Origin of the sequence: Nocardia sp. NPDC004068 (assembly GCF_042874315.1) — a bacterium.
Lineage (GTDB): Bacteria > Actinomycetota > Actinomycetes > Mycobacteriales > Mycobacteriaceae > Nocardia.
In genome coordinates this window covers 131045-156495 of the sequence record NZ_JBIAMW010000010.1, presented here as the reverse complement: position 1 = coordinate 156495, position 25451 = coordinate 131045, and the positions used below count along the sequence as shown (strand labels likewise).

27 protein-coding genes are annotated in these 25451 nt (G+C 70.4%); 11 read left to right on the top strand and 16 right to left on the bottom strand.

The window, feature by feature from the left end:
• The first annotated feature begins 4 nt into the window (after positions 1–4).
• Together ACFYTQ_RS25540 and ACFYTQ_RS25535 are read left to right on the top strand one after the other, a co-directional pair.
• Positions 5–535 carry a GNAT family N-acetyltransferase gene (locus ACFYTQ_RS25540; RefSeq protein WP_387365880.1) on the top strand — a complete coding sequence of 177 codons (531 nt, stop codon included), beginning with the start codon at positions 5–7 and terminating at the stop codon, positions 533–535.
• 55 nt (positions 536–590) lie between these two features.
• Positions 591–1067 (top strand): hypothetical protein, encoded by a 477-nt coding sequence (locus tag ACFYTQ_RS25535; protein WP_387365877.1) that lies wholly within the window; start codon positions 591–593, stop codon positions 1065–1067.
• Positions 1068–1070: 3 nt separating this feature from the next.
• On the opposite strand, the gene ACFYTQ_RS25530 is transcribed toward ACFYTQ_RS25535, so the two are convergent.
• Positions 1071–1688, bottom strand: coding sequence for a hypothetical protein (locus tag ACFYTQ_RS25530; RefSeq protein ID WP_387365874.1), 618 nt, complete (start codon positions 1686–1688; stop codon positions 1071–1073).
• A gap of 179 nt (positions 1689–1867) precedes the next feature.
• On the opposite strand from ACFYTQ_RS25530, the gene ACFYTQ_RS25525 reads away from it, so the two are divergent.
• Positions 1868–2542 (top strand): RDD family protein, encoded by a 675-nt coding sequence (locus tag ACFYTQ_RS25525; protein WP_387365871.1) that lies wholly within the window; start codon positions 1868–1870, stop codon positions 2540–2542.
• Positions 2543–2593: 51 nt separating this feature from the next.
• Here the strand turns inward: ACFYTQ_RS25525 and ACFYTQ_RS25520 are convergent, their stop codons facing one another.
• The 10 genes from ACFYTQ_RS25520 to ACFYTQ_RS25475 form a co-directional block, all read right to left on the bottom strand.
• A complete protein-coding gene (locus ACFYTQ_RS25520) occupies positions 2594–3634 on the bottom strand; it encodes a phosphotransferase family protein (RefSeq protein WP_387365868.1) in 1041 nt (346 codons plus the stop codon).
• A 340-nt stretch (positions 3635–3974) separates the two neighbouring features.
• Positions 3975–4565 (bottom strand): class I SAM-dependent methyltransferase, encoded by a 591-nt coding sequence (locus ACFYTQ_RS25515; protein ID WP_387365865.1) that lies wholly within the window; start codon positions 4563–4565, stop codon positions 3975–3977.
• Between the two features lie 109 nt (positions 4566–4674).
• The gene (locus ACFYTQ_RS25510; protein WP_387365862.1) at positions 4675–5103 is read right to left on the bottom strand and encodes a DUF4189 domain-containing protein; all 429 of its coding nucleotides are present in this window, start codon (positions 5101–5103) and stop codon (positions 4675–4677) included.
• Between the two features lie 76 nt (positions 5104–5179).
• The gene (locus ACFYTQ_RS25505; protein ID WP_387365859.1) at positions 5180–5536 is read right to left on the bottom strand and encodes a metal-sulfur cluster assembly factor; all 357 of its coding nucleotides are present in this window, start codon (positions 5534–5536) and stop codon (positions 5180–5182) included.
• The gene (gene sufU / locus ACFYTQ_RS25500; RefSeq protein WP_387365856.1) at positions 5529–6011 is read right to left on the bottom strand and encodes a Fe-S cluster assembly sulfur transfer protein SufU; all 483 of its coding nucleotides are present in this window, start codon (positions 6009–6011) and stop codon (positions 5529–5531) included. The genes ACFYTQ_RS25505 and sufU overlap by 8 nt, the downstream gene beginning before the upstream one ends.
• A gap of 3 nt (positions 6012–6014) precedes the next feature.
• Positions 6015–7268: a cysteine desulfurase gene (locus ACFYTQ_RS25495; protein WP_387365853.1), complete on the bottom strand. Its 1254-nt coding sequence runs from the start codon at positions 7266–7268 to the stop codon at positions 6015–6017.
• 1 nt (position 7269) lies between these two features.
• A complete protein-coding gene (gene sufC / locus ACFYTQ_RS25490; RefSeq protein WP_387365850.1) occupies positions 7270–8046 on the bottom strand; it encodes a Fe-S cluster assembly ATPase SufC in 777 nt (258 codons plus the stop codon).
• A 31-nt stretch (positions 8047–8077) separates the two neighbouring features.
• A complete protein-coding gene (sufD, locus tag ACFYTQ_RS25485; RefSeq protein ID WP_387365847.1) occupies positions 8078–9256 on the bottom strand; it encodes a Fe-S cluster assembly protein SufD in 1179 nt (392 codons plus the stop codon).
• Complete coding sequence (sufB, locus tag ACFYTQ_RS25480) at positions 9256–10692, bottom strand: Fe-S cluster assembly protein SufB (protein WP_387365844.1); 1437 nt, start codon at positions 10690–10692, stop codon at positions 9256–9258. The genes sufD and sufB overlap by 1 nt, the downstream gene beginning before the upstream one ends.
• Positions 10689–11477 (bottom strand): helix-turn-helix transcriptional regulator, encoded by a 789-nt coding sequence (locus tag ACFYTQ_RS25475; RefSeq protein WP_387365841.1) that lies wholly within the window; start codon positions 11475–11477, stop codon positions 10689–10691. Before ACFYTQ_RS25475 ends, sufB begins: the two co-directional genes overlap by 4 nt.
• A gap of 197 nt (positions 11478–11674) precedes the next feature.
• Here ACFYTQ_RS25475 and mptB point away from each other — a divergent pair, with 197 nt between their 5' ends.
• Genes mptB through ACFYTQ_RS25460 form a run of 3 tightly spaced genes read left to right on the top strand, consistent with a single transcriptional unit; the run spans position 11675 to position 15095 of the window.
• Positions 11675–13372 carry a polyprenol phosphomannose-dependent alpha 1,6 mannosyltransferase MptB gene (gene mptB / locus ACFYTQ_RS25470; RefSeq protein WP_387365838.1) on the top strand — a complete coding sequence of 566 codons (1698 nt, stop codon included), beginning with the start codon at positions 11675–11677 and terminating at the stop codon, positions 13370–13372.
• A complete protein-coding gene (locus tag ACFYTQ_RS25465; protein ID WP_387365835.1) occupies positions 13369–14301 on the top strand; it encodes an ABC transporter ATP-binding protein in 933 nt (310 codons plus the stop codon). The genes mptB and ACFYTQ_RS25465 overlap by 4 nt, the downstream gene beginning before the upstream one ends.
• Positions 14302–14312: 11 nt before the next feature.
• The gene (locus tag ACFYTQ_RS25460) at positions 14313–15095 is read left to right on the top strand and encodes an ABC transporter permease (protein ID WP_387365832.1); all 783 of its coding nucleotides are present in this window, start codon (positions 14313–14315) and stop codon (positions 15093–15095) included.
• 116 nt (positions 15096–15211) lie between these two features.
• Here the strand turns inward: ACFYTQ_RS25460 and mug are convergent, their stop codons facing one another.
• Positions 15212–15772, bottom strand: a complete 561-nt coding sequence (mug, locus tag ACFYTQ_RS25455) for a G/U mismatch-specific DNA glycosylase (RefSeq protein WP_387365829.1) — start codon at positions 15770–15772, stop codon at positions 15212–15214.
• Positions 15773–15857: 85 nt separating this feature from the next.
• Here mug and ACFYTQ_RS25450 point away from each other — a divergent pair, with 85 nt between their 5' ends.
• Positions 15858–16883, top strand: coding sequence for a heme A synthase (locus ACFYTQ_RS25450; protein ID WP_387365826.1), 1026 nt, complete (start codon positions 15858–15860; stop codon positions 16881–16883).
• A gap of 7 nt (positions 16884–16890) precedes the next feature.
• Positions 16891–17109, top strand: a complete 219-nt coding sequence (locus ACFYTQ_RS25445; RefSeq protein WP_387365823.1) for a zinc ribbon domain-containing protein — start codon at positions 16891–16893, stop codon at positions 17107–17109.
• 4 nt (positions 17110–17113) lie between these two features.
• Here ACFYTQ_RS25445 and ACFYTQ_RS25440 read toward each other — a convergent pair whose 3' ends face one another.
• Both ACFYTQ_RS25440 and ACFYTQ_RS25435 read right to left on the bottom strand, forming a co-directional pair.
• Positions 17114–20425 (bottom strand): BTAD domain-containing putative transcriptional regulator, encoded by a 3312-nt coding sequence (locus ACFYTQ_RS25440; protein ID WP_387365820.1) that lies wholly within the window; start codon positions 20423–20425, stop codon positions 17114–17116.
• A 149-nt stretch (positions 20426–20574) separates the two neighbouring features.
• A complete protein-coding gene (locus ACFYTQ_RS25435; protein ID WP_387365817.1) occupies positions 20575–20910 on the bottom strand; it encodes a WhiB family transcriptional regulator in 336 nt (111 codons plus the stop codon).
• A 203-nt stretch (positions 20911–21113) separates the two neighbouring features.
• On the opposite strand from ACFYTQ_RS25435, the gene ACFYTQ_RS25430 reads away from it, so the two are divergent.
• Together ACFYTQ_RS25430 and ACFYTQ_RS25425 are read left to right on the top strand one after the other, a co-directional pair.
• The gene (locus tag ACFYTQ_RS25430; RefSeq protein WP_387365814.1) at positions 21114–21434 is read left to right on the top strand and encodes a hypothetical protein; all 321 of its coding nucleotides are present in this window, start codon (positions 21114–21116) and stop codon (positions 21432–21434) included.
• Between the two features lie 36 nt (positions 21435–21470).
• A complete protein-coding gene (locus tag ACFYTQ_RS25425) occupies positions 21471–23927 on the top strand; it encodes a LuxR C-terminal-related transcriptional regulator (protein ID WP_387365811.1) in 2457 nt (818 codons plus the stop codon).
• A gap of 18 nt (positions 23928–23945) precedes the next feature.
• On the opposite strand, the gene ACFYTQ_RS25420 is transcribed toward ACFYTQ_RS25425, so the two are convergent.
• Positions 23946–24359 (bottom strand): hypothetical protein, encoded by a 414-nt coding sequence (locus ACFYTQ_RS25420; RefSeq protein WP_387365808.1) that lies wholly within the window; start codon positions 24357–24359, stop codon positions 23946–23948.
• A 201-nt stretch (positions 24360–24560) separates the two neighbouring features.
• Here ACFYTQ_RS25420 and ACFYTQ_RS25415 point away from each other — a divergent pair, with 201 nt between their 5' ends.
• The gene (locus tag ACFYTQ_RS25415; RefSeq protein ID WP_387365804.1) at positions 24561–24935 is read left to right on the top strand and encodes a PLDc N-terminal domain-containing protein; all 375 of its coding nucleotides are present in this window, start codon (positions 24561–24563) and stop codon (positions 24933–24935) included.
• Here ACFYTQ_RS25415 and ACFYTQ_RS25410 read toward each other — a convergent pair.
• Entirely contained in the window at positions 24925–25449 is a 525-nt protein-coding gene (locus ACFYTQ_RS25410) for a potassium channel family protein (RefSeq protein ID WP_387365801.1), read from the bottom strand. The two genes, ACFYTQ_RS25415 and ACFYTQ_RS25410, sit on opposite strands and share 11 nt — an antisense overlap.
• Positions 25450–25451 lie beyond the last annotated feature (2 nt).

Here is a 25451-nt window from a genome sequence, read left to right as displayed (position 1 = left end):
GCGGGTGGCCGCCGACATCGCCATCGTCCCCATGGGACTGGGCCACCTGCGCGAGGTCCTCGACCTCGGCGAGGAGATGTTCGACACCGACGCCAAGCCCTACACGTCGTGGTCGCTGACCTCCATCGCCGAACATCTCGACACCCCGGACAGCTCGTGCTGGGTCGCCCTCGACTCCGACCGTGTGGTCGGCTTCGTGCTGGGCTCCATGGAGTTCGAGCTGCGTGAGGACTGGGGTTACCTGGAGTGGATCGCGGTCGCCCCGGACGCGCAGGGGCGCGGAATCGCCGGGCGGCTGGTCGACGTGTGCTGCGCGACCCTGTTCGCGCGGGGCGCGCGCCGCATCGTCACCGACGTCGAGGCCGGAAACTCGGCGTCGGCGGGGATGATGGCGCGGCACGGGTTCAGCGAGGGCGCCACGGTCATCCTGTTCGTGCGGCCGAATCCGGAGCAGCCCGAGGCCGCCGCCGACGCCCCCGGCCTGTCCCCCACCGCCAAGCGCACCCTCGCCCGCACCGGGCGACTGCGCGGCTGAGGGCCGGGCGCTGTTCCCGCCGAGACCTGTCGGACCCCTCGATTACGGTGTCGCCATGACCGATTCGACGATGGCGGCGATCGCCGAGGCGATGTCCCTTGGCGCACAAGGGGATCCGGCGGGCGCGCGGGAGCGGATGACGGCGCTGTGGCGCACGGTGGGCGCGGCGGGAGATCCGTTGCACCGCTGCACCATCGCGCACTATCTGGCCGACCTGTTCGACGATCCGGCCGAGGCGCTCACCTGGGATGTGCGCGCCCTCGACGCCGCCGAGGCGCTCACCGACGAGCGGGTGCGCGCCCACCACGAGGGGCTCAGCGTGGCCGGGTTCTATCCGTCGCTGCATCTGAACCTGGCCGACAACTTCCGCCGTCTCGGTTCGTTCGACGCGGCGCACCGCCATCTCGACCAGGCCCGCGCCGGGACGCACGCGCTCGCCGACGACGGGTACGGTTCGGTCGTGCGGGCCGGGATCGCGAATGTCGAAGCGGCCCTTGCCGATCGGTCGACCGACCGGTTGCCGAGCCACTGACCGTCAGCCCGCGGCGCGCTTCTTGCCCTCGGTGAAGAAGTCGATGAGCGCGGCGACGGTCGGCACCTCCTCGCGCAGCCGTTTGGCGCCGAAGGGCGCGTTCCAGAACGCGCCCTCGCGGCGGCTCCACGGACCGACGTAGGCGTACGGGCGGGGGTCGTCCCAATCCCCCGGCGACACACCGTAATTGGTCTGATCGACCGCGACCGACAGATCGAAGTGCTCCGGCCACAGCGTCGGGGCCTGTTCGGCGAAACGGCGCAGCGCGGTGTCGCCGAGGGCGAACCAGTCGTGGATCCGGTCGGCCGCCTCGGCGTCGAGGCCGAACACCTCCCCGGGATCCATATGGGTTCCGTCGCTGTACAGGCCCGGCGGCGGTCCGGCCGCCTCGAATCCGGCCCGTTCGGCCAGATCCTCGTAGCTGCCGTGCAACGGGATGCGGCCCTCGGGCCACACCAGGTCGGTGCCGACCACCGAGACCGGCCATTTGACCCCGGCGAAGCCGCCGAGCACGACCCGCATTCGGACCGTACCGAACCGCCGGTACTGCGGACCGGCGATCAGCAGCTCCGACACCGCGTGCAGGGCGAAGCGAGTGTCTTCATAGGTGAGCTCGTCCACCCGACCATCATCACCGCATCGGGCGTCGCGTTCGCGGGATTACGTCGGGTTGCCGCGTGTTTTCGGCGCATTTCGCTCATACTGATCGGCGGGCTCACCGGTTCGCCGCGGTTCCGACACTGTTCCACCCGGTCGTTGCGCTCACCTTGTTCACATCCATCATCGTCGGAGGCCCTCGAATGACCGATCCGTATGCCCAGCAACCCTATCCACAGCAACCCGGCCAGTCCGGCGGCTATCCGCAGCAACCTGGGTACGGCACCCCGCCGCAGGGTTACGGCCAGCCGCAGCCCGGCTACGGCGGCCAGCCCTACGGCGGTCAGCCCGGGTACGGGGGCCAGCCCGGCTATCCGCCCGGCTACCAGCCCTACGGTCCCGCCGCCCCCTATGCCAGCTGGGGTGCCCGTGTCGGCGCGTTTCTGATCGATTACCTGATCGTCGGCGTGCCCGCCGGCATCCTCTACGGCATCGGCATCGCGGTCGGTTCCTCGGGGATGACGTGCACGAGCGACGACAGCCTCGACTCGTACAACACCACCTGCACCGGCGGCGGCCTGTCGGCGGCCGGCGTCATCCTCCTCCTGCTGGGCGGCCTGTACGCGCTGATCGCGACCCTGTGGCTGCTCTACCGCGAGGGCACCAACGGCCAGACTCCGGGTAAGCAGGTCGCCAATATCCGCCTGGTGCGCGAGGCCGACGGCCAGCCCATCGGCTTCGGTATGGCCATCGTCCGCCGCATCGCCCACATCGTGGACGCCATCCCGTGCTACATCGGCTACCTGTGGCCGCTGTGGGACGAGAAGCGCCAGACGTTCGCGGACAAGATTCTCAGCACGATCGTGGTCAAGGTCTAGGTTCCGAGATTCGGGTGCGCCGCCGACGCGGGGATCGGCGGCGTTGTCGTATCACGAGCAAACTCGTTGCGGCCCTCGGCTTTCGGGGCGGATCCGGCCCAGCAGATCCCATTCGAGTTCCGCGAGGCGACGAGCGTCGGCGCCCGTCCCGGCGACGGCTTCGGCGGCGAGATCCAGGCCGAGTTCGAGCGTGAGCAGGACCGTCCACCACCGGAACCGCTCGATATCGAGGACTCCCCCGACCTGTTCGTACCCGTGCCGGAACGGTTCGCGACCGGCGAACCCGCCGAATTCGGCCCGGTCGTTGCCGAAGCGCCACACCCGCAGCGCGGCCCGCGCGACGTCCCGCATGGGATCACCGAAGCGCCGCGCCTCCTCCCAGTCGAGCACCGCGCGCAGCCCGTCGCCGTCGACGATGAGATTGCCGGTCCGCATATCGTTGTGCAGCAGCACCTTTCGCGCCGGTGGGCCCGGCGCGCGATCGCGCAGCCAGCGCAGCGCCAGGTCGAGGACCGGGCGATCCAGGGGCAGGTCGGCCACGCCGCGTTCGACCGCCGCCAGATGCGCACGGACGGGGTCCGCGGCAGGCGATGCGGTCGGCGTGGAATGTGTTGTGGCCTCGGGGAATTCGACAGCGGTGGGCAGCGCCGCCGGGGCGGTGTGCGGGTCGATGGCGTGCAGGCGGCCCATGGCCTTGCCGAGTTGAGCGGTCAGGCGTTCGCCGATTCCCGCGGCGCGGACGAGCCGGAAGACCTTGCGCGGCAGTGTTTCCCCGTCCACGAGCTCGGCGACGAGGAACGGCACCCCGACGTACTCGGGGTCCGTGCAGGTGGCGACGATCGGAGGAACGGGAACACCGTGTTTGCGGGCCAGTTCCCGAGTTTCGGCCTCCACATCGACCGGTAGACGTCGGACCGGGCCGGGTACGAATGTCGCGACGAGGCGCCGGCAGTGTCCGCGCCGCTGCGCGTCGAAGGCGATGGTCCGACGACGCGCCCCCACCGACAGTTGCCGAATGTTGGAGACGGCCACGGTCTCCCCGAACTCGGCGGTCAGGAATCGGCCCAGCCCGCCCGCGATATTCCCCGTCATCGCCCCTCCCGACGGCGGTCCCCCACCTGCACGACGGGCGAACTCCCGCAAACGCCCATGGGACACAAACGATCTCGAATCATTGTCGCGGCCGGTCGGTACTGCATCATTGCCCTCCCTCACACCTGATTTCAGGATGCCACCAACAACCGGACCGGCCACCCTGATTGAGCCGAACCGCGAACGCACTCTTGCGACCCGGTACTCACGGCGGCCCCTCCCGACCGGCCGACCGAACAGCGCCCGAGAGTTGCGGCCCGGTGCCCATGGCGGCCGCGCACCCGCCCGACAGTTGCGAGCCGATGGTCAGGATGGCCGAATCCGGCGGTGGCGGCGGTGGTCAGCCCGTGCGGGCCGCGGTACTCGCGGTTCGGCGGGCCTCGATGCGCCACGCGGGTCGGCGGACGCCCGCGCCCAGGCGCTTGCCCCAAGTCGAGCCGCTGGCAACGACTTCGGGGCCGGACAGGGGGTGGATGTCGGTGATCGTCAGGCCATGGGACGCGTAGGGGGTGACGAGGGCCGTCAGCTGGGCGGGGTTGTCGAGGGCGGACAGGCCGGAGCCGTGGTCGCGATCGGAGACCGAGACCCGAATGGTCAGTGTCGCATCGGGTTTCATAATGCGCGCGAGTTCGCCCAGCACCACCGAGTCGGCGGTGAGCAGGCCGCGTAGCAGGGAGCCCCACGGGAAATCGATCGTCACGGCGTCGGCCACCGCGTCGAGTTCGCGCGGGAGTCGCTCCGCCGCCGCGACGACGAACAGCGCGTTGGGCACTCCGCCGCGCAGGATCCGTCGAGAGGTCTCGACCATTCCGGCCGCGTGGGCGTCGATGCCGATCGCCAACCGCTCCGGGTCGGCGGCCGCGGCGGCGCGCACCGCCCGGCCGTCCCCGGTGCCGAGATCGACCAGCACCCTGGCGTACCGGCCGATCAACTCCTCGGCTTAACCGATGTCCACGTCGCGAATTCGCTTACCGCACACGATCTTCATGTCCGCGACGCTAGCCGTCGAGGCTCGGCGCCGCATCCGAATTTCCGGCGCGTCAGTGCGCGTTGTCGGTGCAGGCCGACAAAACCACCTGCGCCGCACGGGGTTCCGCGCTGCCGAGGTCGGGGAAGGGTGGGGCGCTCAGGCCGAGGGAGTCGACGGCGGCCTGCTCGGCCTCGGTCTTGGTGGGGGCCCAGGACCAGCCGAAGCGGTGGTCGGCGCCCTGGGCGACGGCGGCGCAGGCGTTGACGAAACGGACGACGACCTGGCAGTCGTAGACGGCGCATTTGACATTGGCCCCGGCGTCGGCGAGCGGCTGACTGGGGTAGTTGACCGCGTAGGACACCGTGCCGCTGCTCGGGGAGAGCGACATGGCGCCGTACAGGTCACCGGGCGCGGCGTGCGCGGGCGCCGCGCCGATGGTGGCGAGTGCCGCGACCGCGGGGGCGCCTAGCGCCCAGGCGGCCTTGTGCAGCGATGGCATAGAGATTCCTCCCCGTACGTGATGGCGAACGGGTTGAATCTTCCTCGACCGCGCGCGGTCTGTCCAAAGAAACGGGCTAAACGGTGAAGCCCAAGGCGCGCAACTGTTCCCGGCCGTCCTCGGTGATCTTGTCCGGACCCCACGGCGGCATCCAGACCCAGTTGATCTTCAGATCCTCGACCAGGCCGCTGCGGACGAGCGCGTTGCGGGACTGGTCCTCGATGACGTCGGTGAGCGGGCAGGCCGCCGAGGTGAGGGTCATGTCCAGCACGGCGGTGTCCTCCTCGACCCGCATGCCGTACACCAGGCCGAGATCGACGACGTTGATGCCGAGTTCGGGATCGACGACGTCGCGCATCGCCTCCTCGATGTCCTCGAGCTGGCGCAGTTCCTCGTCGGTGAGCTGCTGCTCGGGCGCCGGTGTCTCACTCATGACGTTCCCCATTTCCCATCGCGGGCTTGGTCTCCTCCGCGGAGGTTATCCGGACCACGGCGTCCTTGAACGCCATCCAGCCCAGCAGCGCGCATTTCACGCGCGCCGGATACTTCGACACCCCGGCCAGCGCGATGCCGTCGCCGAGCACGTCCTCGTCACCCTCGACGGTGCCGCGGCTGGAGATCATCTCGCTGTAGGCGTCGACGACCTTCAGCGCCTGCTGCACCGGCAGGCCGATCACCTGATCGGTGAGGATCGAGGTGGCGGCCTGGCTGATCGAGCAGCCCTGGCCGTCGTAGGAGACGTCGGTGACGTCGCCGTCCTCGCCGATCGCGACGCGCAGGGTCACCTCGTCACCGCAGGTCGGGTTCACGTGATGCACCTCGGCACCGTACGGCTCCCGCAGCCCGCGGTGATGCGGGTGCTTGTAGTGGTCCAGGATGACCTCCTGGTACATCTGCTCCATGCGCATGGTCTATGCAACTCCGAAGAAGCTCTGTGCCTTCCGCACCGCGGCGACCAGCCGATCGACCTCGTCGAGGGTGTTGTACACCGCGAACGAGGCGCGCGCGGTGGCGGCGACGCCGAAGCGCCGGTGCAGCGGCCACGCGCAGTGGTGTCCCACCCGCACGGCCACGCCCTCGTCGTCGAGCACCTGGCCCACGTCGTGGGCGTGGATCCCGTCGACCACGAACGACACCGCGCCGCCGCGCTCGACCGCCTCGGTCGGTCCGATGACGCGCACGCCGTCGAGCGCGCCGATCCCCTCGAGCGCCGCGGCGGTGAGCGAATGCTCGTGCGCGGCAACGTTTTCCATGCCGATGTCGGTCAGGTAGTTCACCGCGGCGCCGAGCCCGACGACCTGCGAGATCATCTGCGAGCCCGCCTCGAACCGCTGCGGCGGCGGGGCGAAGGTGCTGTGGTCCATGTAGACGGTCTCGATCATCGAGCCGCCGGTGATGAACGGCGGGGTGTCCTCGAGCAGGGCGCGCCGCCCGTAGAGGATGCCGATGCCGGACGGGCCGAGCATCTTGTGCCCGGAGAACGCCGCGTAGTCCACCCCCAGCTCGCGCAGGTTCACCGGCGAGTGCGGCACCGACTGGCAGGCGTCGAGCACGACCAGCGCGCCGACTTCCCGTGCGCGGCGGACCAATTCGGCCACCGGCGCGACCGCGCCCGTGACATTGGACTGATGGGTGAACGCGACCACCTTCGTCGCGGGCGACAGCTCGAGCGAGTCGAGATCGATGCGGCCGTCGTCGGTGACCCCGTACCACTTCAGCGTCGCGCCCGTGCGCCGGGCCAGCTCCTGCCACGGCACCAGATTGGCGTGATGCTCCAGCTCGGTGATGACGATCTCGTCGCCGGGACCGACCCGGTGCGGGAAGCGGTCGTCGGAGAACGCGTACGCCACCAGATTCAGCGACTCGGTGGCGTTCTTGGTGTAGACGATCTCGTCCGCGCCGACCCCGACGAAGCCCGCGATCAGCGCGCGCGCCGCCTCGTACGCCTCGTTGGCCTCCTCGGCCAGCTGATGCGCGCTGCGGTGCACGGCGGCGTTGTGTTCGAGCAGGAACGCCCGCTCGGCGTCGAGCACCCGCAGCGGACGCTGCGCGGTCGCACCGGAATCCAGGTACGCCAACGGTTTTCCGTCGCGCACGGTCCGGCTCAGGATGGGGAAGTCGGCCCGGATCCGCGCGACGTCGAGGGTGCCCACGGTGGTGGTCATATCAGGCTCCCGCGGTGGCTGTCTGGGTGAAGCGCACGTACCCGTTGGCGTCGAGCTCGTCGGCGAGTTCGGGGCCGCCCTCGGCCACGATGCGCCCGCCCACGAACACGTGCACGAACCGCGGCTGGATGTAGCGCAGGATGCGGGTGTAGTGGGTGATGAGCAGGATGCCGCCGTTCTCGCGCTCGGCGTAGCGGTTCACGCCCTCGGACACGATGCGCAGCGCGTCGACGTCCAGGCCGGAGTCGGTCTCGTCGAGGATCGCGATCTTCGGCTTCAGCAGGCCCAGTTGCAGGATCTCGTGGCGCTTCTTCTCACCGCCGGAGAAGCCCTCGTTGACGCTGCGCTCGGCGAAGGCCGGATCGATCTCGAGTTCGCCCATCGACTCCTTGACCTCCTTGACCCAGTGCCGCAGCTTCGGGGCCTCGCCGCGCACGGCCGTGGCCGCGGTGCGCAGGAAGTTCGACATCGACACGCCGGGCACCTCGACCGGGTACTGCATGGCCAGGAACAGGCCCGCGCGGGCGCGCTCGTCGACGGACATGGCCAGCACGTCCTCGCCGTCGAGGGTGATCGAGCCCTGGGTCACGGTGTACTTGGGGTGGCCCGCGATCGCGTAGGACAGGGTGGACTTGCCCGAGCCGTTGGGGCCCATGATGGCGTGCGTCTCACCGGATTTCACGGTGAGGTCGACGCCCTTGAGGATCTTGATGGGCTCGCCGGACTCGTCGGGGTTGGCGACCTCGACGTGCAGGTCCTTGATTTCCAGGGTGGTCATCGGGAGTGGGTGTCCTTCGTAGTCGGGGGGTTCAGGCGCCGATGGCGGCGAGTTCGGCCTCGATGGCCGTCTCGAGCCGCTCGCGGACCTCGGGAACCGCGATCTTCTGGATGATCTCGTGGAAGAAGCCGCGCACGACCAGCCGTCGCGCCGCCTCCTCCGGGATACCGCGGGCACGCAGGTAGAACAGTTGCTCGTCGTCGAAACGCCCGGTGGCCGAGGCGTGTCCGGCGCCGACGATCTCGCCGGTCTCGATCTCCAGGTTCGGCACCGAGTCGGCGCGCGCGCCGTCGGTGAGCACCAGGTTGCGATTCACCTCGAAGGTGTCGGTGCCCTCGGCGGCCGCGCGGATCAGCACATCGCCGACCCAGACGGTGTGCGCGTCGGGCTTGTCCGAGGCCGGATTCCCTTGCAGCGCACCCTTGTACAGGACGTTGGACTTGCAGTGCGGCACCGCGTGGTCGACGAGCAGGCGCTGCTCGAAGTGCTGACCGTCGTCGGCGAAGTACAGGCCGAGCAGTTCGGCGTCGCCGCCCGGGCCGTCGTAGCGCACGGTGGCGGTGAGCCGCACCAGATCGCCGCCGAGGGTGACGTCGATGTGGCGCAGCGTCGCGTCGCGGCCCAACTTGGCGTGATGGGCGGCGGCGTGCACCGCGTCGTCGGCCCAGTCCTGCACGGCGACCACGGTGAGCTTGGCGCTGTCGCCGAGCACGAATTCCACGTTCTCCGCGTAGGTTCCGCTGCCGCGCTGGTCGAGCACGACGGTCGCGACGGCGAAGTTGCCGAGCCGGATCTGCAGGTGGCCGTAGGCCGTTCGGCCCTCGCCCGGACCGGTGACGGTGATCGTGACCGGCTGGGCCACCTCGACCTCGGACCCGATCGACACGATCGTCGCCCGCTCGAAGCCCGTATAGGCTTGCGCCGCAACGCGATCGGTGGGCACCCCGGCCGCGCCGAGGCGGGCGTCGGCGCGGTCGACGGTCTCGGTGGTGACGCCGTAGGCCGGGGTCACCTCGACCGTGACCTCGCCGTCGCGCACGGCCGTGCCGTCGTGCAGGCCGCGCAGCCGCCGCAGGGGCGTGAACCGCCACGCCTCGTCGTGACCGGAGGGCACCTCGAAGGCGTCCACGTCGAACGACGCGAACAGCTCACCCTTGTTGACGGCGATCGCGCGAGCCTCGGCGGCCTCGGCGACGTTCTCGACCGGCATCAGCCGACGGCTCCTTCCATCTGCAGTTCGATCAGGCGATTCAGCTCGAGCGCGTACTCCATGGGCAGTTCCTTGGCGATCGGCTCGACGAAGCCGCGCACGACCATCGCCATCGCCTCGTCCTCGGTGAGGCCGCGGCTCATCAGATAGAACAGCTGGTCCTCGGAGACCTTGGAGACCGTGGCCTCGTGCCCCATCGTGACGTCGTCCTCGCGGATGTCGACGTAGGGGTAGGTGTCGGAGCGGCTGATCGTATCCACCAGCAGCGCATCGCATTTCACGGTCGACTTGGAGCCGTGGGCGCCCTTGTTGACCTGGACCAAGCCGCGGTAGGAGGCCCGGCCGCCGCCGCGCGCCACCGACTTGGACACGATGGTCGAGGAGGTGTGCGGCGCCAGGTGCAGCATCTTCGCGCCGGTGTCCTGGTGCTGGCCCTCGCCCGCGAACGCCACCGACAGCACCTCGCCCTTGGCGTGCTCGCCGGTCATCCAGACCGCCGGGTACTTCATGGTGACCTTGGAGCCGATATTGCCGTCGATCCACTCCATGGTCGCGCCCGCGCCCGCCTTGGCCCGCTTGGTGACCAGGTTGTAGACGTTGTTCGACCAGTTCTGGATGGTGGTGTAGCGACAGCGGCCGCCGTCCTTGACGATGATCTCCACGACCGCGGAGTGCAGCGAGTCGGACTTGTAGATCGGCGCGGTGCAGCCCTCGACGTAGTGCACGTAGGCGCCCTCGTCGACGATGATCAGGGTCCGCTCGAACTGGCCCATGTTCTCGGTGTTGATCCGGAAGTAGGCCTGCAACGGGATGTCGACGTGCACACCCGGCGGCACGTAGATGAACGAACCGCCCGACCACACGGCCGTGTTCAGCGCGGAGAACTTGTTGTCCCCGGCGGGGATGACCGAGCCGAAGTACTGCTTGAACAGCTCCGGATGCTCCTTGAGACCGGTGTCGGTGTCGAGGAAGATCACACCCTGGGACTCGAGGTCCTCGCGGATCTGGTGGTAGACCACCTCGGATTCGTACTGGGCGGCGACACCGGCGATCAGCCGCTGCTTCTCCGCCTCGGGGATGCCCAGCTTGTCGTAGGTGTTCTTGATGTCCTCGGGCAGCTCGTCCCAGCTGGCGGCCTGCTTCTCGGTGGAGCGCACGAAGTACTTGATGTTGTCGAAGTCGATGCCCTCGAGGTTGGAACCCCAGTTGGGCATGGGCTTGCGATCGAAGATGCGCAGCGCCTTGAGGCGGATGTCGAGCATCCACTCGGGCTCGTTCTTCTTGGCCGAGATGTCGCGCACGACCTCCTCGGACAAGCCGCGTTTGGCACTGGCACCGGCGACATCGCTGTCAGCCCAGCCGTAGCCGTACTTGCCCAGCGAGGCGATGGCCTCCTCCTGGGACAGCGGCTGCACCGGGTCGGTGGTCGTCGTCATTCGGCACTCCTTCCGGAGTCGATCGTGGTTTCCGCCGCGGGCTGGGCAGCGGACTCGTCGGAGTTCAATACGAGCAGCGGGACGTGGGTGGTACAGGCGCAGTCGCCGTTGGCGATGGTGGCCAGGCGTTGCACATGGGTGCCGAGCAGTTCGCGGAACGCCTCCAGCTCGGCGGCGCACAACTCCGGAAACTCCTCCGCCACATGGGAAACCGGGCAGTGGTGCTGACAGATCTGCACGCCGGTGCCCACCTTGCGGGTGGACGCGGCGAATCCGGCCTCGGTGAACGCCTCGGCGATCTCGTCGGCCTTGTCGGCGGTTGCCTCGGGGGTGGGGGCCTGCCGGGCGAGCCGATCGACCCCGGCCACGATCGTGGCGACCCGCTGCCGGGCGAAGTCGACGATGGCCTGGTCGCCGCCGAGCGCGCGCAGCTGACGCATCGCCGCGCCCGCCAGATCGTCGTAGGCGTGGCCCAGCCGACCGCGACCCGCGGCGGTGAGCTGGTACTGCTTGGCGGGACGGCCGCGGCCCTTCTGCTGCCACGGCGCGGACCGCGCCGCGCGCGCCTCCCCGGATTCGATCAGCGCGTCCAGGTGCCGCCGGACCCCGGCCGGGCTCAGGCCCAGCCGCTCGCCGATGGCGGTCGCGGTGATCGGGCCCTCCTCCAGCAGCAGCTGGACGACGGCCGCCCGGGTGTGCCCCTCGGTCCCGGGCACGGCAGTGGACCGGGCGCCCTCTCGGCGCCCGGTTTCCGCCTCCGCGTTCCGCAAACCCACGGTTTTCACAACATCAGTGTGACGGAATTCCTTCCCGGGTTCTAGTAAGGGTGCCCTGACCGGCGGCGATCACACCGCTCCCGCCTGCGCGTTCGACCCGGGAATGTGACCGTTTCCGCAGTTGGACGGGAAGGCTACCGGGACCGTATCCGCCCGTCGCGGCACGGTTCCCGGAATGGGGTCGCGGCGAACTAGGCTCTGCAGGCGTGGTGGGTACCGAGGGCGCGCGGCGCAGCATCGTGGAGTGGGGACGCCGCGCGTTGGGACTGGACGTGCCGCCCGCCGATCACACGATCGCGGTGCTGCACAGCGTCGAATCCGAGGTGCCCGGCCTCGACGCGCGCGAGACGAGCCAGCTCGGCCGGATCCGGCTGCTCGGCGCGACCGGGACGGTGCTGATCGGCATCAGCGCGCTCGGCGTGGCGGCCCAGCCGGTATTGCAGAATCCGGTCTCCGGCGTCCGGGTGGTCGGCGTGTTCGCGCGCTGGCAGACCTCCTCGCTGGCGCTATCGATGATCGGCACGGTGCTGGTCGTGATGGCCTGGTTGTTGTTGGGGCGCTTCGCCGTCGGCGGTTTCGGCAGCGGGCCCGTGCACCGGCTGACCCGATCCCAGCTCGACCGCACGCTGCTGCTGTGGATTCTGCCGCTGTCGGTCGCTCCCCCGCTGTACTCGACCGACGTGTACTCGTATCTGGCGCAGAGCGAGATCGCCAAGCGCGGGATGGACCCCTATCAGGTCGGTCCGGCGCAGGGCCTGGGCGTCGGCAATGTGCTGACGATGAACGTGCCCAACATCTGGCGCGAGACGCCCGCGCCCTACGGTCCGCTGATCCTGTGGATCGGGCGCACGATCTCCCATCTGACCGGGGACAACATCATCATCGGGGTGTGGGCGCACCGCCTGCTGGCGCTCGGCGGCGTGGCGCTGATCGTGTGGGCGCTGCCGCGGTTGTCGCGGCGCTGCGGGGTCGCGGGGGTGAGCGCGCTGTGGCTGGGCGCGGCCAATCCGCTGGTGCTGTTCCACCTGGTCGCGGGCGTGCACAACGACGCGCTGATGCTCGGGCTCATGCTCGCGGGCATGGAGTTCTGTCTGCGGGCGATCTGCGACGACGACGGGCTGGGCCGCCACGGATTCGATCGGCGGGAGTGGACGCTGTTGATCTTCGGCGCGGTGGTCATCGCGCTGTCGTCGACGATCAAGATCACCTCGTTGATCACGCTCGGGTTCGTGGGCATGGCGTTGGCGCGGCGCTGGGGCAAGGGGTTGCGGCCGGTGCTGGCCGCGGCCGGGCTGCTCGGTGTGATCGCCTTGGCCACAACGCTTTTCGTGAGTCTGGCGAGCGGTCTGGGCTTCGGGTGGCTGTTCACCCTCAATACCGCGAACGTGGTGCGCAGCTGGATGTCGTTGCCGACGCTGGTCGGGATCATCACCGGATTCGGCGGGGTGCTGCTGGGATTGGGCGATCACACCACGGCGTTGCTGAGCATCACCCGGCCGATCGCGCTCGTGGTCGCGGCGTTCTTGACCCTGCGGATGCTCATCGCGACGTGGACGGGACGGCTGCCCGCGGTGGGCGCGCTCGGGGTGTCGCTGGGCGCGATCGTGCTGCTGTATCCGGTGGTGCAGCCGTGGTATCTGCTGTGGGCCATCGTGCCGCTGGCCGCGTGGGCAACCACGCCCGCGTTCCGCGTTCCGGCCGTGGCGTTCTCGGCGGTGGTGAGCGTGATGCTGATGCCGCGCGGCGCGGACTACGGGGTCTTCCAGATCATCGAGGCGGCGGTGGCGACGGTCGTGGTGTCGCTGTCGTTCATCGCGCTGACGCGGAACCTGTTGCCGTGGCGCAAACCCGCGGGGGTGTCTGCTCCGTCACAGCGGGCGGCGGCCTACGGTATCTCCTCGTGAGCGCACCCTCGCAACCCGCTGTCAGCGTGGACGGCGTCGTGAAACGATACGGCGACGTCACCGCGGTCGACGGCATCAGCTTCGAGGTCCGCCGGGCCGAGGTGCTCGCGCTGCTGGGCCCGAACGGGGCGGGCAAGACCACGACGGTCGAGATGTGCGAGGGCTTCAAATCCCCCGACGCCGGACGCGTGCGGGTGCTGGGCCTGGATCCGATCGCCGACTCCGACGCGCTGCGCCCGCGCATCGGGGTGATGTTGCAGGGCGGCGGCGCGTATCCGGGGTCGCGGGCCGGGGAGATGCTCGATCTGGTCGCCTCCTACGCCGCCGATCCGCTGGATCCGGACTGGCTGCTGGCGACGTTGGGGCTGCACGAGGCACGCCGCACGCCGTATCGGCGGTTGTCCGGCGGCCAGCAGCAGCGGCTCGCCCTGGCGTGCGCGCTGGTCGGACGGCCGGAACTGGTGTTCCTCGACGAGCCGACGGCGGGCATGGACGCGCAGGCGCGGCATCTGGTGTGGGAGCTGATCGACGCGCTGCGCCGCGACGGGGTGGGCGTGCTGCTGACCACGCACATGATGGACGAGGCCGAACAGCTCGCCGACCGGCTGATCATCATCGATCACGGCCGGATCGTGGCGGCCGGGACGCCCGCCGAGGTGACCTCCACCGGCGCGGAGGGACAGCTGCGGTTCACCGCGCCGCCCAAACTCGATCTGCGGCTGCTGGAAACGGCTCTGCCGGAAGGCTTCTCGCCGACCGAGACCGCGCCGGGCGCGTATCTGCTGCGCGGCGACATCACCCCGCAGGTGCTGGCCACCGTGACGGCCTGGTGTGCGCGAATCGACGTGCTGCCCAGCGATATTCGCATCGATCAGCGGCGGCTCGAGGACGTCTTCCTGGAACTGACCGGGCGGGAACTGCGCGGGTGAGGAGTACAGCCGTGACCACCGAGACCGACCGTTTCGCGCCGGGCACCTTCACCCCCGACCCCCGGCCCGCGCCGCGCGCGGCGATGTTGGCGGCGCAGACGCGGATGGAGCTGATCCTGTTGCTGCGCAACGGGGAACAGCTGCTGCTGACGATGTTCATCCCGATCGCGCTGCTGATCGGGCTGACGCTGCTGCCGATCAGCGGGCTGGGCGAGCATCGGGTGGATCGGATCGTTCCCGCGGTGATGATGGTGGCGATCATGTCGACCGCGTTCACCGGACAGGCCATCGCGGTGGGCTTCGACCGCCGGTACGGGGCGTTGAAACGCTTGGGCGCCACCGCGTTACCGCGCTGGGGCATCGTCGGCGGCAAGTGCGCGGCGGTACTGATCGTGGTGGTGTTGCAGTCGATTCTGCTGGGGCTCATCGGGGTGGCGCTGGGCTGGCGGCCCTCGCTCGGCGGGCTGGTGTGCGGCGCGGCCGTGATCGCCTTGGGGACGGCCACTTTCGCGGCCCTGGGTCTGCTGCTCGGCGGCACACTCAAGGCCGAGGTGGTGCTGGCCCTGGCGAACATCCTGTGGTTCGTCATGCTCGGCACGTCGAGCCTGGTGTTCGCCGCGGAGAACGTCCCGCACTGGCTGAGCCTCGCCGCCCGCGTGGTCCCCTCCGGCGCACTCGCCCAAGCCCTCGAACAGGCCCAGAAACTGACCGTCGACTGGTACGGCCTGACCGTCCTGACCGCCTGGGGCCTCCTCGCGGCCACCCTCGCCACCCGCTGGTTCCGCTTCGAGTAACCCCACCCCGTACGGCAACCCCAGCCGCACCCTTTATTCGGATCCGCACCCCTTGCAGACCCCTGAAACGGGTGCGGATCCGAATAAGGGGTGCGGCTGGGTTCGTGGACCTGGGGTCAGTCGAGGGCTTCGCGGAGGGTGCGGAATTCGGCGGCGAGGGCGTCGACGGTGTAGTGGGCGTTGAGGCCGCTGGGGTTGGGGAGGACCCAGACCTCGGTGTCGCCCAAGGGGTCCGGTTGGGGGCCGACGACGGTGCGGGGACGGGCGAAGGCGGTTCGGTAGGCGCCGAGGCCGAGGACCGCGAGGACGCGGGGGCGGTAGGTGGCGACGCGGTCGCGGAGGGCGATGCCGCCCGCGCGGAGTTCGTCCTTGGTCAGTTCGTCGGCCTTGGCGGTGGTGCGGGGGGCGACGTTGGTGATGCCGAGGCCGAGGTCGAGCAGGGCCTGCTGCTCGTCGGGGCGCAATTGCCGTGGGCTGAAACCGGATCGGTGCAGGGCGGGCCAGAAGCGGTTGCCGGGGCGGGCGAAGTGGTAGCCGGTCGCGCCGGACCAGAGGCCGGGGTTGATGCCGCAGAACAGCACCCGCAGGCCGGGGGCGATGAGATCGGGAATGGTCACGTCACGCGCGGCGGCCAGATCGGCGGCGGTGGGACGGGAGGTCGAGGCGGAGCGCGGCACCCGACCAGTGTGCCGGACCCACACAACGACGTCTTGTAGTAGCCCGGTCGATCCGGCCCGGACCGCGCCGACTACCATCGGGGCCGTGCTGACTCGCGCCTTCCTGCGACTGGTCGATCTGCTGCCGCTGCCCTCGGTGCGGGTGCAGCGGATCATCGCGTTCCTCGTGATCGCCTCGCAGGCCGGGATCTCGGTGACGGGCGCGGTCGTGCGCGTCACCTCCTCCGGACTCGGCTGCCCCACCTGGCCGCGCTGCTTCCCCGGCAGTTTCACCCCGGTCGCGCACGCCGAGGTGCCGGTGCTGCATCAGGCCATCGAATTCTCCAACCGCATGCTGACTTTCGCGGTCACGCTGTGCGCGGCGCTGGTGGTGCTGGCCGTGCTGCGGGCGCGGCGGCGGCGCGAGGTGCTGGTCTACGCGTGGCTCATGCCGGGCGGCACCGTCCTGCAGGCCGTGATCGGCGGCTTCACCGTACTCACCGGACTGTTGTGGTGGACCGTCGCCGTGCATCTGCTGGCCTCGATGCTGATGGTGTGGCTGGCGGTGCTGCTGTTCGCCAAGATCGGCGAGCCCGACGACGGCGTGCCGGTCGCGCAGGTGCCCGCGCCACTGCGCTGGCTGACCGTGCTGAGCGCGCTCGCCCTGTGCGCCACGCTGATCGCGGGCACGCTGGTCACCGGCGCCGGGCCGCACGCGGGCGACAAGAGCGTCGACAAACCTGTCGCCCGGCTCGGGGTCGAGATCGTCACGCTGGTGCACGCGCACGCCCAATTCCTGGTCGCCTATCTGGCCCTGCTGGTCGGACTGGGCTTCGGCCTGGCCGCGGTCGGGATGACCCGCGCGATCCGGGTGCGGCTGTTCGTGCTGATCGCGCTGGTGTGCGCACAGGGCCTGGTCGGGGTGGTGCAGTACTTCACGCATGTGCCCGCCGCGCTGGTCGCCGTGCACGTCGGCGGCGCGGCCGCGTGCACCGCCGCCACCGCCGCCCTGTGGGCCGCCCTGCGCACCCGCGAAACCGTCTCGGCCACACCGGCTTCCGCGATCGCGGAGACCACCGGCGAAGCGATGACCGTACCGGATGCTGCGCGCAACGCGGGGGCCGGGCGATAATACCGTCATGCCGACCTACGCCTACCGTTGCCGCGAATGCGACGAGACCTTCGAACTCGTCCGGCCGATGCGCGAATCCGGCGCCGCCGCACCGTGTCCCGGCGGCCACGCCGACACCGTCAAACTGCTGACCACCATCGCCCTCACCGGCGCGGCGGGCGCCCCGGCTCCGGCTCCCGCGCCCGCGGCGGGCGGCGGCTGTTGCGGGGGCGGCTGCTGCGGCTGACCCGTCAGGGCAGGGCCGCCAGATCCCGGCTCACCCGCGCCGCGGTGGTGACGGCCCGACGCCGGAACTCCGCGGCCGCGGCGGCGTCGCCGCACATCTCGGCCAGTTCGGCGAGCAGTTCGTCCATGACCCCGAACACCACCGCGCCGGTGTCGAGCCCGATGAGCGTGCCCGAACAGGGCCGCAGCGCGTCGAGCAGTTCGGCCGCGACCGCGTGGTCCCGCACCGCGACCGCCGTGCGCGCGCGGAACGCCGCCGAGATGATCCGATAGAAGTCCGGGCGCGGATTCGGGTGCTCGGCGAACACGATGCGCGCCCGCTCGGGTTCCCCGGCGTGCAGCAGGGCCAGGGCGTACACCTGCGCGACCGGATCGGGCCGGACCGCGTACAGCGCGGCCAGCCGGTCCACCAGCCCGGACAGATCGCCCTGCGCCCACGCGACGGTCAGGTCGCCGAACAATACGATCTCGCTGTCGCCCGCGGCCGTCGATTTGCGCAGGCGCGAATCGAATTGGCGATATTTGTCCTTGGCTTCGTCCGCCGCGCCCCGCAGCAGCGCCACCACCGCCGGGAACGCGGACAGGATGTCGACCACGGGCCGCAGCCTGCTCGCCGAGGCGCGGTCCAGCGCCCGATTCCAGTGCCGGGCGGCGGCGCGCAGATCGCCGGTGCGGCAGGCCGCGCGAAACCGCAGATAGTGCCCGACCGCCTCGTAGTGGGTGAGCCGCGCGGTTCGCGCGGCGCGGAGCAGCTCGTCCGCGAGCGGCTGCCAGCCGTCCCGGGCGGCCGGGCCGGTGATCACATACGCGACGGCGACCAGCGCCGCGCAGATCAGGTCGGGATCGTCGCAGCGGCGGGCCACGTCCACCGCGTGGCACGCCCGCTCGTGGGTGCGCGGATCGGCGATCTCCTCGACGCCCGCCTCGTAGACCGACGCGATCAGCAGCCGCGCCCGCGTCACCGGCGAATTCGCCCGTGCCAGCGCCGATTCCATCGCCTCCCGCAGCCGGCGGTCCGATCCGCCGCACGGCCGCATCCCCCAGATCACCGGCGTCCGCCAGCAGGTGAGCACCGGGAACAACGCCTCGTCCCCGAGGTCGACGGCCAGATCGAGGGCGCGGCGGCGGGCGGCGCGGGCGGCCGCGAACTGGCCGTCGTAGGCCAAGGCGTCGGTCAGCGCGCACAGCGCCCGCACCAGGGCGAGCCGGTCGGAGCGCGCGGCGGATTGCCGTGCGTGCCCTGCGGATTCGTGCAATCGCGCGGCCGCCTGCCACAGCATCGCCGCGTCCGCGCGTTGGCCGCGCTGGTCGGATCGGTGCGCCGCGACGATGACGTGGGTGAGCGCGTGCGCGGCGGTGGCGCGGGTGGCGCCGCGCGCGGCGTGCAATCCGCGCAGTCCGGCGTCGAGGCCGTCGATCGCGGGCTCGGCGCCGCGGCGCTCCAGCAGTTCCAGTGCGCCCCAATGCATTCGGCTCCGGCGCAGCGGGGAGATGCGGTCGTAGACGGTGTCCTGGACCAGGGCGTGGGCGAGCGCGATGCGGCCGCGGTCGTCGAGGACGATGAGCCCGGCCACCGCGGCCGCGTCGACGCGGTCGACGAGTTCCTCCTCGCCGACACCCGACAGTTCGGCCAGCAGCTCCGGATCCAGCGGGCGGCCCCAGATGGCCACGTATTGCAACAGGGTGAGCACGCCCTCGGGCAGCTGTTCGATGCGCTCGGTGAGCACCGATCGGATCGTCTCCGGTAGGGCGACCGAATCCCCCTGCGTCACCATGAGTTTCGTCAGTTCGCGCACGAACAGCGGATTGCCGCCGGTGCGCCGGTGCAGGGTGCGCAGCATCTCGGGTTCGATCGCCACCAGCCCGGCGCCCTGGGCGATCCGGCGGGTGCCCTCGACGTCGACCCCGTGCAGTTCCACCCGTTCGGTCACGCGATCGGCCAGGGCCGCCTCGGTCGCGCGCAGCAGCGCGGGCAGTTCCGGGCCGCGGGCGGTCACCGCGATCAGAACCGGCTCGCGGTCCAGCCAGTTCACCAGCTGCCGCAGTACCTGGAGGGTGGCGGCGTCGGCGCGATGCAGATCCTCCACGACGATGGCGACGGCGTTGTCGCGCACCGCTTCCCGGCACCGCTGCGCCACCGCCCGGGCGAGGGTGAACGGATCCTCGGTCGCCGAGGCCGGGCCCGCCCGCATCGGTTCACCGCCCAGACCGGCGAGGATCTCCGTCCAGGCCCACGCGGGCGGGGCGCCGTCGACCTCGGGCACGCAGGCGTAGGCGGTATTCCAGCCCTGCGCGGCGAGCTGCTCGCGCAGCCCCGACACCAGCGTCGTCTTACCGGTGCCGACTTCGCCGACCACCCAGGCCAGGCGCAGACCCGCCGAGCGGGCCTCGGCCGCGGCGGCCAGCAAGGCCGCGCGCTGACTCGGGTAGAAGGTCGAATCCCAATGCCGCCCAGGCCGTTCCGGGCGGCCCGCGGAATCGGCCGGAGCCGCCCTGGCCACGACGGGGAGACCGGCCGGTTCCGTGGGCGGCATCAGCTCGGCTACCCCGTGATTGAGAATGGCCGATTCCAGTTCGTCCAATCGCGGGCCGGGATCGATACCGTATTCGGTGCGCAGATATTCGCGCGTCCGCCGCACCGTGGCCAATGCCTCGACCTGTTGGCCGAGCCGATACTGCGCCACCGCGAGCAGGCGCGCGCTCTCCTCCCGCCCGGGAAATTCCTCGACCTGCCGCCGCAGCACGGCCACCACCTCACCGACGCGATCGAGTTCGAGGGCGGCCTGGGCGCGCATTTCGATCGCGGTGGCCCGTAAATCGGTGAGGCGGGCGACCTCCGCGGCGGCCCACGAGGCGTCGGCGAAGGATTCGAAAGCCGCGCCGTGCCAGCAATTGAGCGCCTCGTCCAATATCCGGTACCGCTCGGCCGGATCCGGCCGGTCCCGCGGATCGTGGACGCGCTGCTCGTATCGGCGCAGTACCGCCTCGAACCGCCACGCGTCCACATTTCCCGAATCCAGCCGCAGCGCATAACCACTCCCCTCGGACACCAGAATCCGCGCGGGCGTCCGGGGTCTTCGGGTCGGTTCCAGCACGCGCCGGAGATTGTGAATCTGTACCTGCAACACCGCCGGGGCGTTCGGCGGCGGGGCTCCTTCCCACACATCGTCGACGAGTTTGTCGATTCCGAGAGTCTTGCCCCCGGCCACGACCAAGCGTCCCAGCACGGCCCGTTGCCGTCGTGCCCCGATGCGCGCCGCGCGTCCGTCGAGCGAAACCTGCAACGGACCGAACACCTGAACCTGTGGATCCGTCATCACATGATGCCCCTCTGATCGCCGAGCTATCCATCGCAAATAAAAACTCTCGAGATCGTCCGGTAAATTACCGCCGACCTGCGCCATTCACAAACCGACAAGATCGGCGACAGGCCAGCAAACGCGTTGTCGGACAATCGTTCCGCGTATCACGCCGGTATCTCGGCGAATCCGCAGTGCGCGCAGGAACCACTTTGTGATGGTCGGTTGACCAACCGCCAGCACCGCACGCAGCGGGGTAATCGGGTACGCCCGGCGGCGATCCGGCGCAGGGCCGCGTGCGCGTCGGAATCGCCCGCCAGCCATACCCCGGCGGCGACGCATCGGGTCAATCCGACCGTGAGGGCATGTGCCGCACACTCTTTCACCACCGGACAGTCCCGGCACAGGGCGAGGGCCTGCCGCGGGTCCCCCTTCGGCGGCGGGGGCGGATGGAAGATCCCCGGTGCCGCATACCGGCAGGCCGCGCTGCTACGCCAGTTCACACGCCGTCCTTCCTCGAGCTCGAGATCGTCGGAAAACAGCGCCACTCTATTCTCGAAGCCATTCCTTGTCGTCACCCACGTCAATTACGGAATGGCATCGAATTGAGCCGGAAGTCGAAAGAAAGCAATGGATAAGCGCACCGGAAGCGCGGCGCGCCACACTCTCCGGGAAAGGGTAGCGACAACCTCAGGAGTAGAACCGAATGAACTCATCGGCGTTCCGGACCACCGATTCCGCCACGGTCCTCACCGGCCTGCTCGGCCTCGCCGAACGCGCGGTCGCGCTGGCCGGGTTCCTGCTGGTCCGCGGCGCGGCGACCCCCGCGATCGACCCGCGCGCGGGGGAACCGACCCGGCCCGGCCTGTACCGGGACCGCGACGGCGACATCTGGCAGAAATCCCCGGAGGGGTGGCGGCTGTGCCTGCAACGCGGCGTCGCCGTGGACACGATGACGACGTGGGAATGGAATGACGGCCACGTTCGTGATTACGCGCCTTTCGTTCCCCTGCCCGGCATTGTCTGAGGGCCTGCGACAGAAAAACTGATCGAGGGAGGTCCGATGGTGAATTCCGCTCGTACACCGCTACGCCGTCCCGAACTCTACGTCCGTTTCGATGCCGCGCTGGCGGCCGCGAACGGGCAGGTGGTCCTGCTCTCCGCCCCGGCGGGCACCGGCAAGACGACCCTGGTCGCCGACTGGCTCGGCGGCCATCTGCGCCGCTCGTGTCCGGACGCGCGCATCCGGTGGGTGCGCGTCGAGGACGGCCACGACGCGATAAGCCTTGCGCGCGAGGCGTTTTCACCGGATTCCGGCGGCCCGGTGGTGCTCGTGCTGGACGACGCGCACCGCATGCGCGAGGCGGAGGCGGCGGCCGAACTGCACCGGCTGCTGTGCGCGGCTCCGGACCGGCTCGTGACCGTGCTCGCCGGACGCCACGATCCGCCGATCCCCTGGCACGACCTGGAGTTACGCGGCCGGTTGACCCGGATCTCGGCCCGGGAGCTGGCCTTCACGGAGGTGCGTGCCGCGCAGTTGTTCCGCCGGTCCGGGTGCGGGCTCACCGAGGCCGAGCTGGCCGCGGTGATGACCTCGACCCAGGGCTGGGCGGTGTTGGTGCGGATGGCCGCGACGCATTTCGCGACCCGGCCGGATCGCGCCGCGGCACTGGCGGAATGGGCCGAGGGGACGCCCGAGGTCGCGGCGTTCCTCACCGAGGCGGTGCTCGCGCCGCTGCCCGAATGGGTACGCGAGTTCGCCTCGATCACTAGTGTGCCCGCCGCCTTCCCCGCGGCGCTGGCCGAACATCTCACCGGCGCGCCCGCCGCCCCCGCGCTGGACGAACTCCGCGCCCGCGGGGTCCCGCTGAACACGCGGGCGCGCGGGGCCGAACTCTGGTTCAGCTATCACCCGGCGCTGCGGGCGCGGCTGCTCGCCGAGCGGCGGCGCGGCGGCGATCCGGATCTCGCCGAGCTGGGTTCGCGCGCCGCGCAGTGGTTCGTGACGGCGGATCTGCCCCTGCTCGCGCTCCCCCATCTGGTGCGGGCGCCGGATCCGGCTCCGCTGCACGCCTTTCTGCGTGAGCGGGCCCTGCGCATCGTGCTCGGCGGTGCCGGTCCGGCGTTGTTCGCGCACCTCGAACCGGTGCCGGACGGCCCGTTTCTCGCGGTCCTGCGGGCGGTGCACGCGTTGGAGCACGGCGATGTCGCGGCGGCGATCGCGCATCTGGATCCGGCCCTGCGCAGGCGGGCCGACGCGGACCCGATCGCGCCCGAGGGTTTCCTCGTCGCCTCGACGCTCGCGGTCACCGCCGGGATCGCGCTGGCCACCGGCACCGGGTCGGCCGATTTCCGGCTCGCACCGCCGGAGCCGACCGGTCACGCCGATATCGACGGTTACCTCGCCGTCCAGCTCGGCACCGTGCTGGCCGCGCGCGGCGACATCGGCTCGGGCACACGGCATTTGCGCCGCGGCCTCGCCCTGGCCGACTGCGCGGGCAACGCCCGGCTGGCGGTGCGGGCCGGGGCGCGGCTGGCCGTGGTCGCGGCGGTCGGCGATTCGGTGGACGCGATGCGGCACCACGCCGACACCGCGGTCCGGACCGCCGCGAGTCACGGAATCGGCGACTGCGCGGACGCCGCCCAGGCGCGGGCGATGCGCGCCTTCGCGGACTACCTGCGCGGGCACGTCCGGGCGTCGGAACCGCTTGCGCCGCTGCCGGATTCGACCGGCGCGCCGGTCGATCGCCGCACGGAGGTGGTGAGCCGGCTGCTCGCCTTCGCCGCCGGTGACGATCGGTACGACGCCGCGGAGGCGCTGCGCCGCGCGATGGTACTGCTGCTGCGGGAGCCGCCGTCGACATCGCTGGCCGCCGGTCGGTTCCTGCCGCACGTGGTGCGGGCCCTGGTGACAGTGGACGCCGTGCACTCGGCCCGGCTGCTGATCGAGCACGCGACGGGCGTGCTCGGCGAGACCACCGATGTGGTCCTCGCCCGCGCCCTGCTCGCCGTCGCGGGCCGCCCGCAGACCGCGCGCACGCTGGTCGAGCCGCTGCTGGTCGACACCGAGACGCTGCCCACGCTCGATCTGGTGACGGGTTGGGTGGTGACCGCGGTATCCGTTGCGGCGCTCGGCAATTCGGCCGGGGCGCGGTCGGCGATCGTGCGCGCGGTGCGCGCCGCGGCCGCCGATCGGATCGTCCGCCCGTTCCTCGACGTGCCGGGTGCGGGGACGCTGCTCGACATCCATGTCGGGACCTTCGGCCGGGACGACGCGTTCGTCGAGCACATGCGCCGCCACCCCGGGATGCGCCGCGACACCGCGCGCCCCAGCCTCACCGCGACCGAGCTGACCGTCCTGGCGCAGCTGCCGTCCGGGCGGACCGCGCAGCAGATCGCGGAGGTGCTCGGCGTATCGATCAATACGGTGAAGACGCATCTGCGCGGCATCTACGGCAAACTCGGCACGAGCTCACGGGCGGGGGCGCTGGAGCTGGCCCGGCGCAGCGGCCTGCTGTGAGCGCCCCCGCCCCGGCGATCAGGACCGCGCGACCGGCCAAGACGCGGCCACCGCCCAGATCACGACCACGTCCAGCACGATCACCAGGATCGACCACGCGGGATAGTAGGGCAGCGACATGAAGTTGCCCACGATCGACAGCGCCGCGACCGTCATCGCCGCCACCCGACCCCAGGTCGTGCCGCTGGTGAGCCCGATTCCGCACAGCACCAACATCATTCCGACCACGATGTGGATCCAGCCCCACGCCGTGGTGTCGAATCTGTAGACGTAGTCGACGCCGACGACGTACAACTGATCGGCGCCGACCGCCGAAATCCCTTGCAGGATATCGAGGGCGCCGACGGTGAACAGCAGAATCGCGGCGGCGAGCGCACCACCGCTCACCCGGAATCGGCGTTCCGGGTACTCGATTTCCGACGCGTGCGTCACGGTCCGTTCCTTTCGTCGCGAGCGGGTGAACGTCTTCGAACGTGCGCCGCTCGCCGGGAAATCGCCTCGCCCGCAACGGATGACTTCGCGGTGCGCCGGATTCACCCGGCGCGCATGAGGTTTCGCGGACACCGCCGCGGCAGGGTCGAGGACACGACCCGATCACGCCGCGAGCGCGGCCCGCACGGAGAGGTGAGCGATATGGCGTTCTGGGAGATCGTCTGGTTCATGATCCTGACATTCCTGATCTTCGCGTATCTCATGCTGTTGTTCTCGATCATCAGGGACCTCTTCCGCACCCCGGGGACCTCCGGCTGGATCAAGGCGCTGTGGGTGGTGTGCCTGATCGTGTTCCCGTTCGTCACCGCGCTGATCTACATCGTCGTGCACGGGCGCGCGATGGCGGAGCGCACGGCGCTGGCGGTGGCCGAGCACGAGCGCGCCGAGGACGACCACATCCGCCGAATCGCCAACGAGGACAAGGCGGCTCGGCTGCGGGACGCGCAGCTGCTGCTCGATCAGGGCACGATCGACTCGGCGGAGTTCGAGGACATCAAGCGGCGGATCATCCGCTGAAGGGGCCGGGCGCGTCCCGCCGGTCGCGGCGGATGCGCACCGAGACCGTCACCAGCCGCAGGGCCAATCCGATCAGCACGATGTTCGCGAGCATCTGCACGGTCACCACGGCCCGGGTGGCCTGCGCGACGGGAACGATATCGCCGAATCCGACGGTCGCGAAAACGGTGACGCAGAAATACAACGCGTCGAGCCGGGTGAGCGGCGTATCGAAGGCGTCCGACATTTCGGTGGCGAGCAGGTAATAAACGGTCGCGAAGGTCAGCAGATGCAGTCCGACCGTGACCACCAGGGCCTCCACGGCCTGGGCGACGGGACGATCGACGCGCATTATCCGGCGAATCTCCCACGCGCACACCAGCACAACGGCCACGATGCCCGCGATCGTGACCAGCAGTTCCGGCACCCGCGCGAGTCGGGTGAAGGGCAGCAGGAAATACGCCGAAACCAACACCGCGAGCGTGAGCGCCGGGCGTAACACGAGATTCCACCAGAGAACGCGATTTCGCGACATCG

Excerpts from the sequence above, each read along its gene's own strand:
- ACFYTQ_RS25440 (WP_387365820.1), bottom strand. The coding sequence starts at position 20,425 with ATGACGGATCCACAGGTTCAGGTGTTCGGTCCGTTGCAGGTTTCGCTC.
- ACFYTQ_RS25535 (WP_387365877.1), top strand. The coding sequence starts at position 591 with ATGACCGATTCGACGATGGCGGCGATCGCCGAGGCGATGTCCCTTGGC.
- ACFYTQ_RS25415 (WP_387365804.1), top strand. The coding sequence starts at position 24,561 with ATGGCGTTCTGGGAGATCGTCTGGTTCATGATCCTGACATTCCTGATC.
- sufU (WP_387365856.1), bottom strand. The coding sequence starts at position 6,011 with ATGCGCATGGAGCAGATGTACCAGGAGGTCATCCTGGACCACTACAAG.
- ACFYTQ_RS25510 (WP_387365862.1), bottom strand. The coding sequence starts at position 5,103 with ATGCCATCGCTGCACAAGGCCGCCTGGGCGCTAGGCGCCCCCGCGGTC.
- sufC (WP_387365850.1), bottom strand. The coding sequence starts at position 8,046 with ATGACCACCCTGGAAATCAAGGACCTGCACGTCGAGGTCGCCAACCCC.
- ACFYTQ_RS25520 (WP_387365868.1), bottom strand. The coding sequence starts at position 3,634 with ATGACGGGGAATATCGCGGGCGGGCTGGGCCGATTCCTGACCGCCGAG.
- ACFYTQ_RS25505 (WP_387365859.1), bottom strand. The coding sequence starts at position 5,536 with ATGAGTGAGACACCGGCGCCCGAGCAGCAGCTCACCGACGAGGAACTG.
- ACFYTQ_RS25495 (WP_387365853.1), bottom strand. The coding sequence starts at position 7,268 with ATGACCACCACCGTGGGCACCCTCGACGTCGCGCGGATCCGGGCCGAC.
- ACFYTQ_RS25445 (WP_387365823.1), top strand. The coding sequence starts at position 16,891 with ATGCCGACCTACGCCTACCGTTGCCGCGAATGCGACGAGACCTTCGAA.
- ACFYTQ_RS25425 (WP_387365811.1), top strand. The coding sequence starts at position 21,471 with ATGGTGAATTCCGCTCGTACACCGCTACGCCGTCCCGAACTCTACGTC.
- ACFYTQ_RS25410 (WP_387365801.1), bottom strand. The coding sequence starts at position 25,449 with ATGTCGCGAAATCGCGTTCTCTGGTGGAATCTCGTGTTACGCCCGGCG.
- sufB (WP_387365844.1), bottom strand. The coding sequence starts at position 10,692 with ATGACGACGACCACCGACCCGGTGCAGCCGCTGTCCCAGGAGGAGGCC.
- ACFYTQ_RS25430 (WP_387365814.1), top strand. The coding sequence starts at position 21,114 with ATGAACTCATCGGCGTTCCGGACCACCGATTCCGCCACGGTCCTCACC.
- sufD (WP_387365847.1), bottom strand. The coding sequence starts at position 9,256 with ATGCCGGTCGAGAACGTCGCCGAGGCCGCCGAGGCTCGCGCGATCGCC.
- ACFYTQ_RS25525 (WP_387365871.1), top strand. The coding sequence starts at position 1,868 with ATGACCGATCCGTATGCCCAGCAACCCTATCCACAGCAACCCGGCCAG.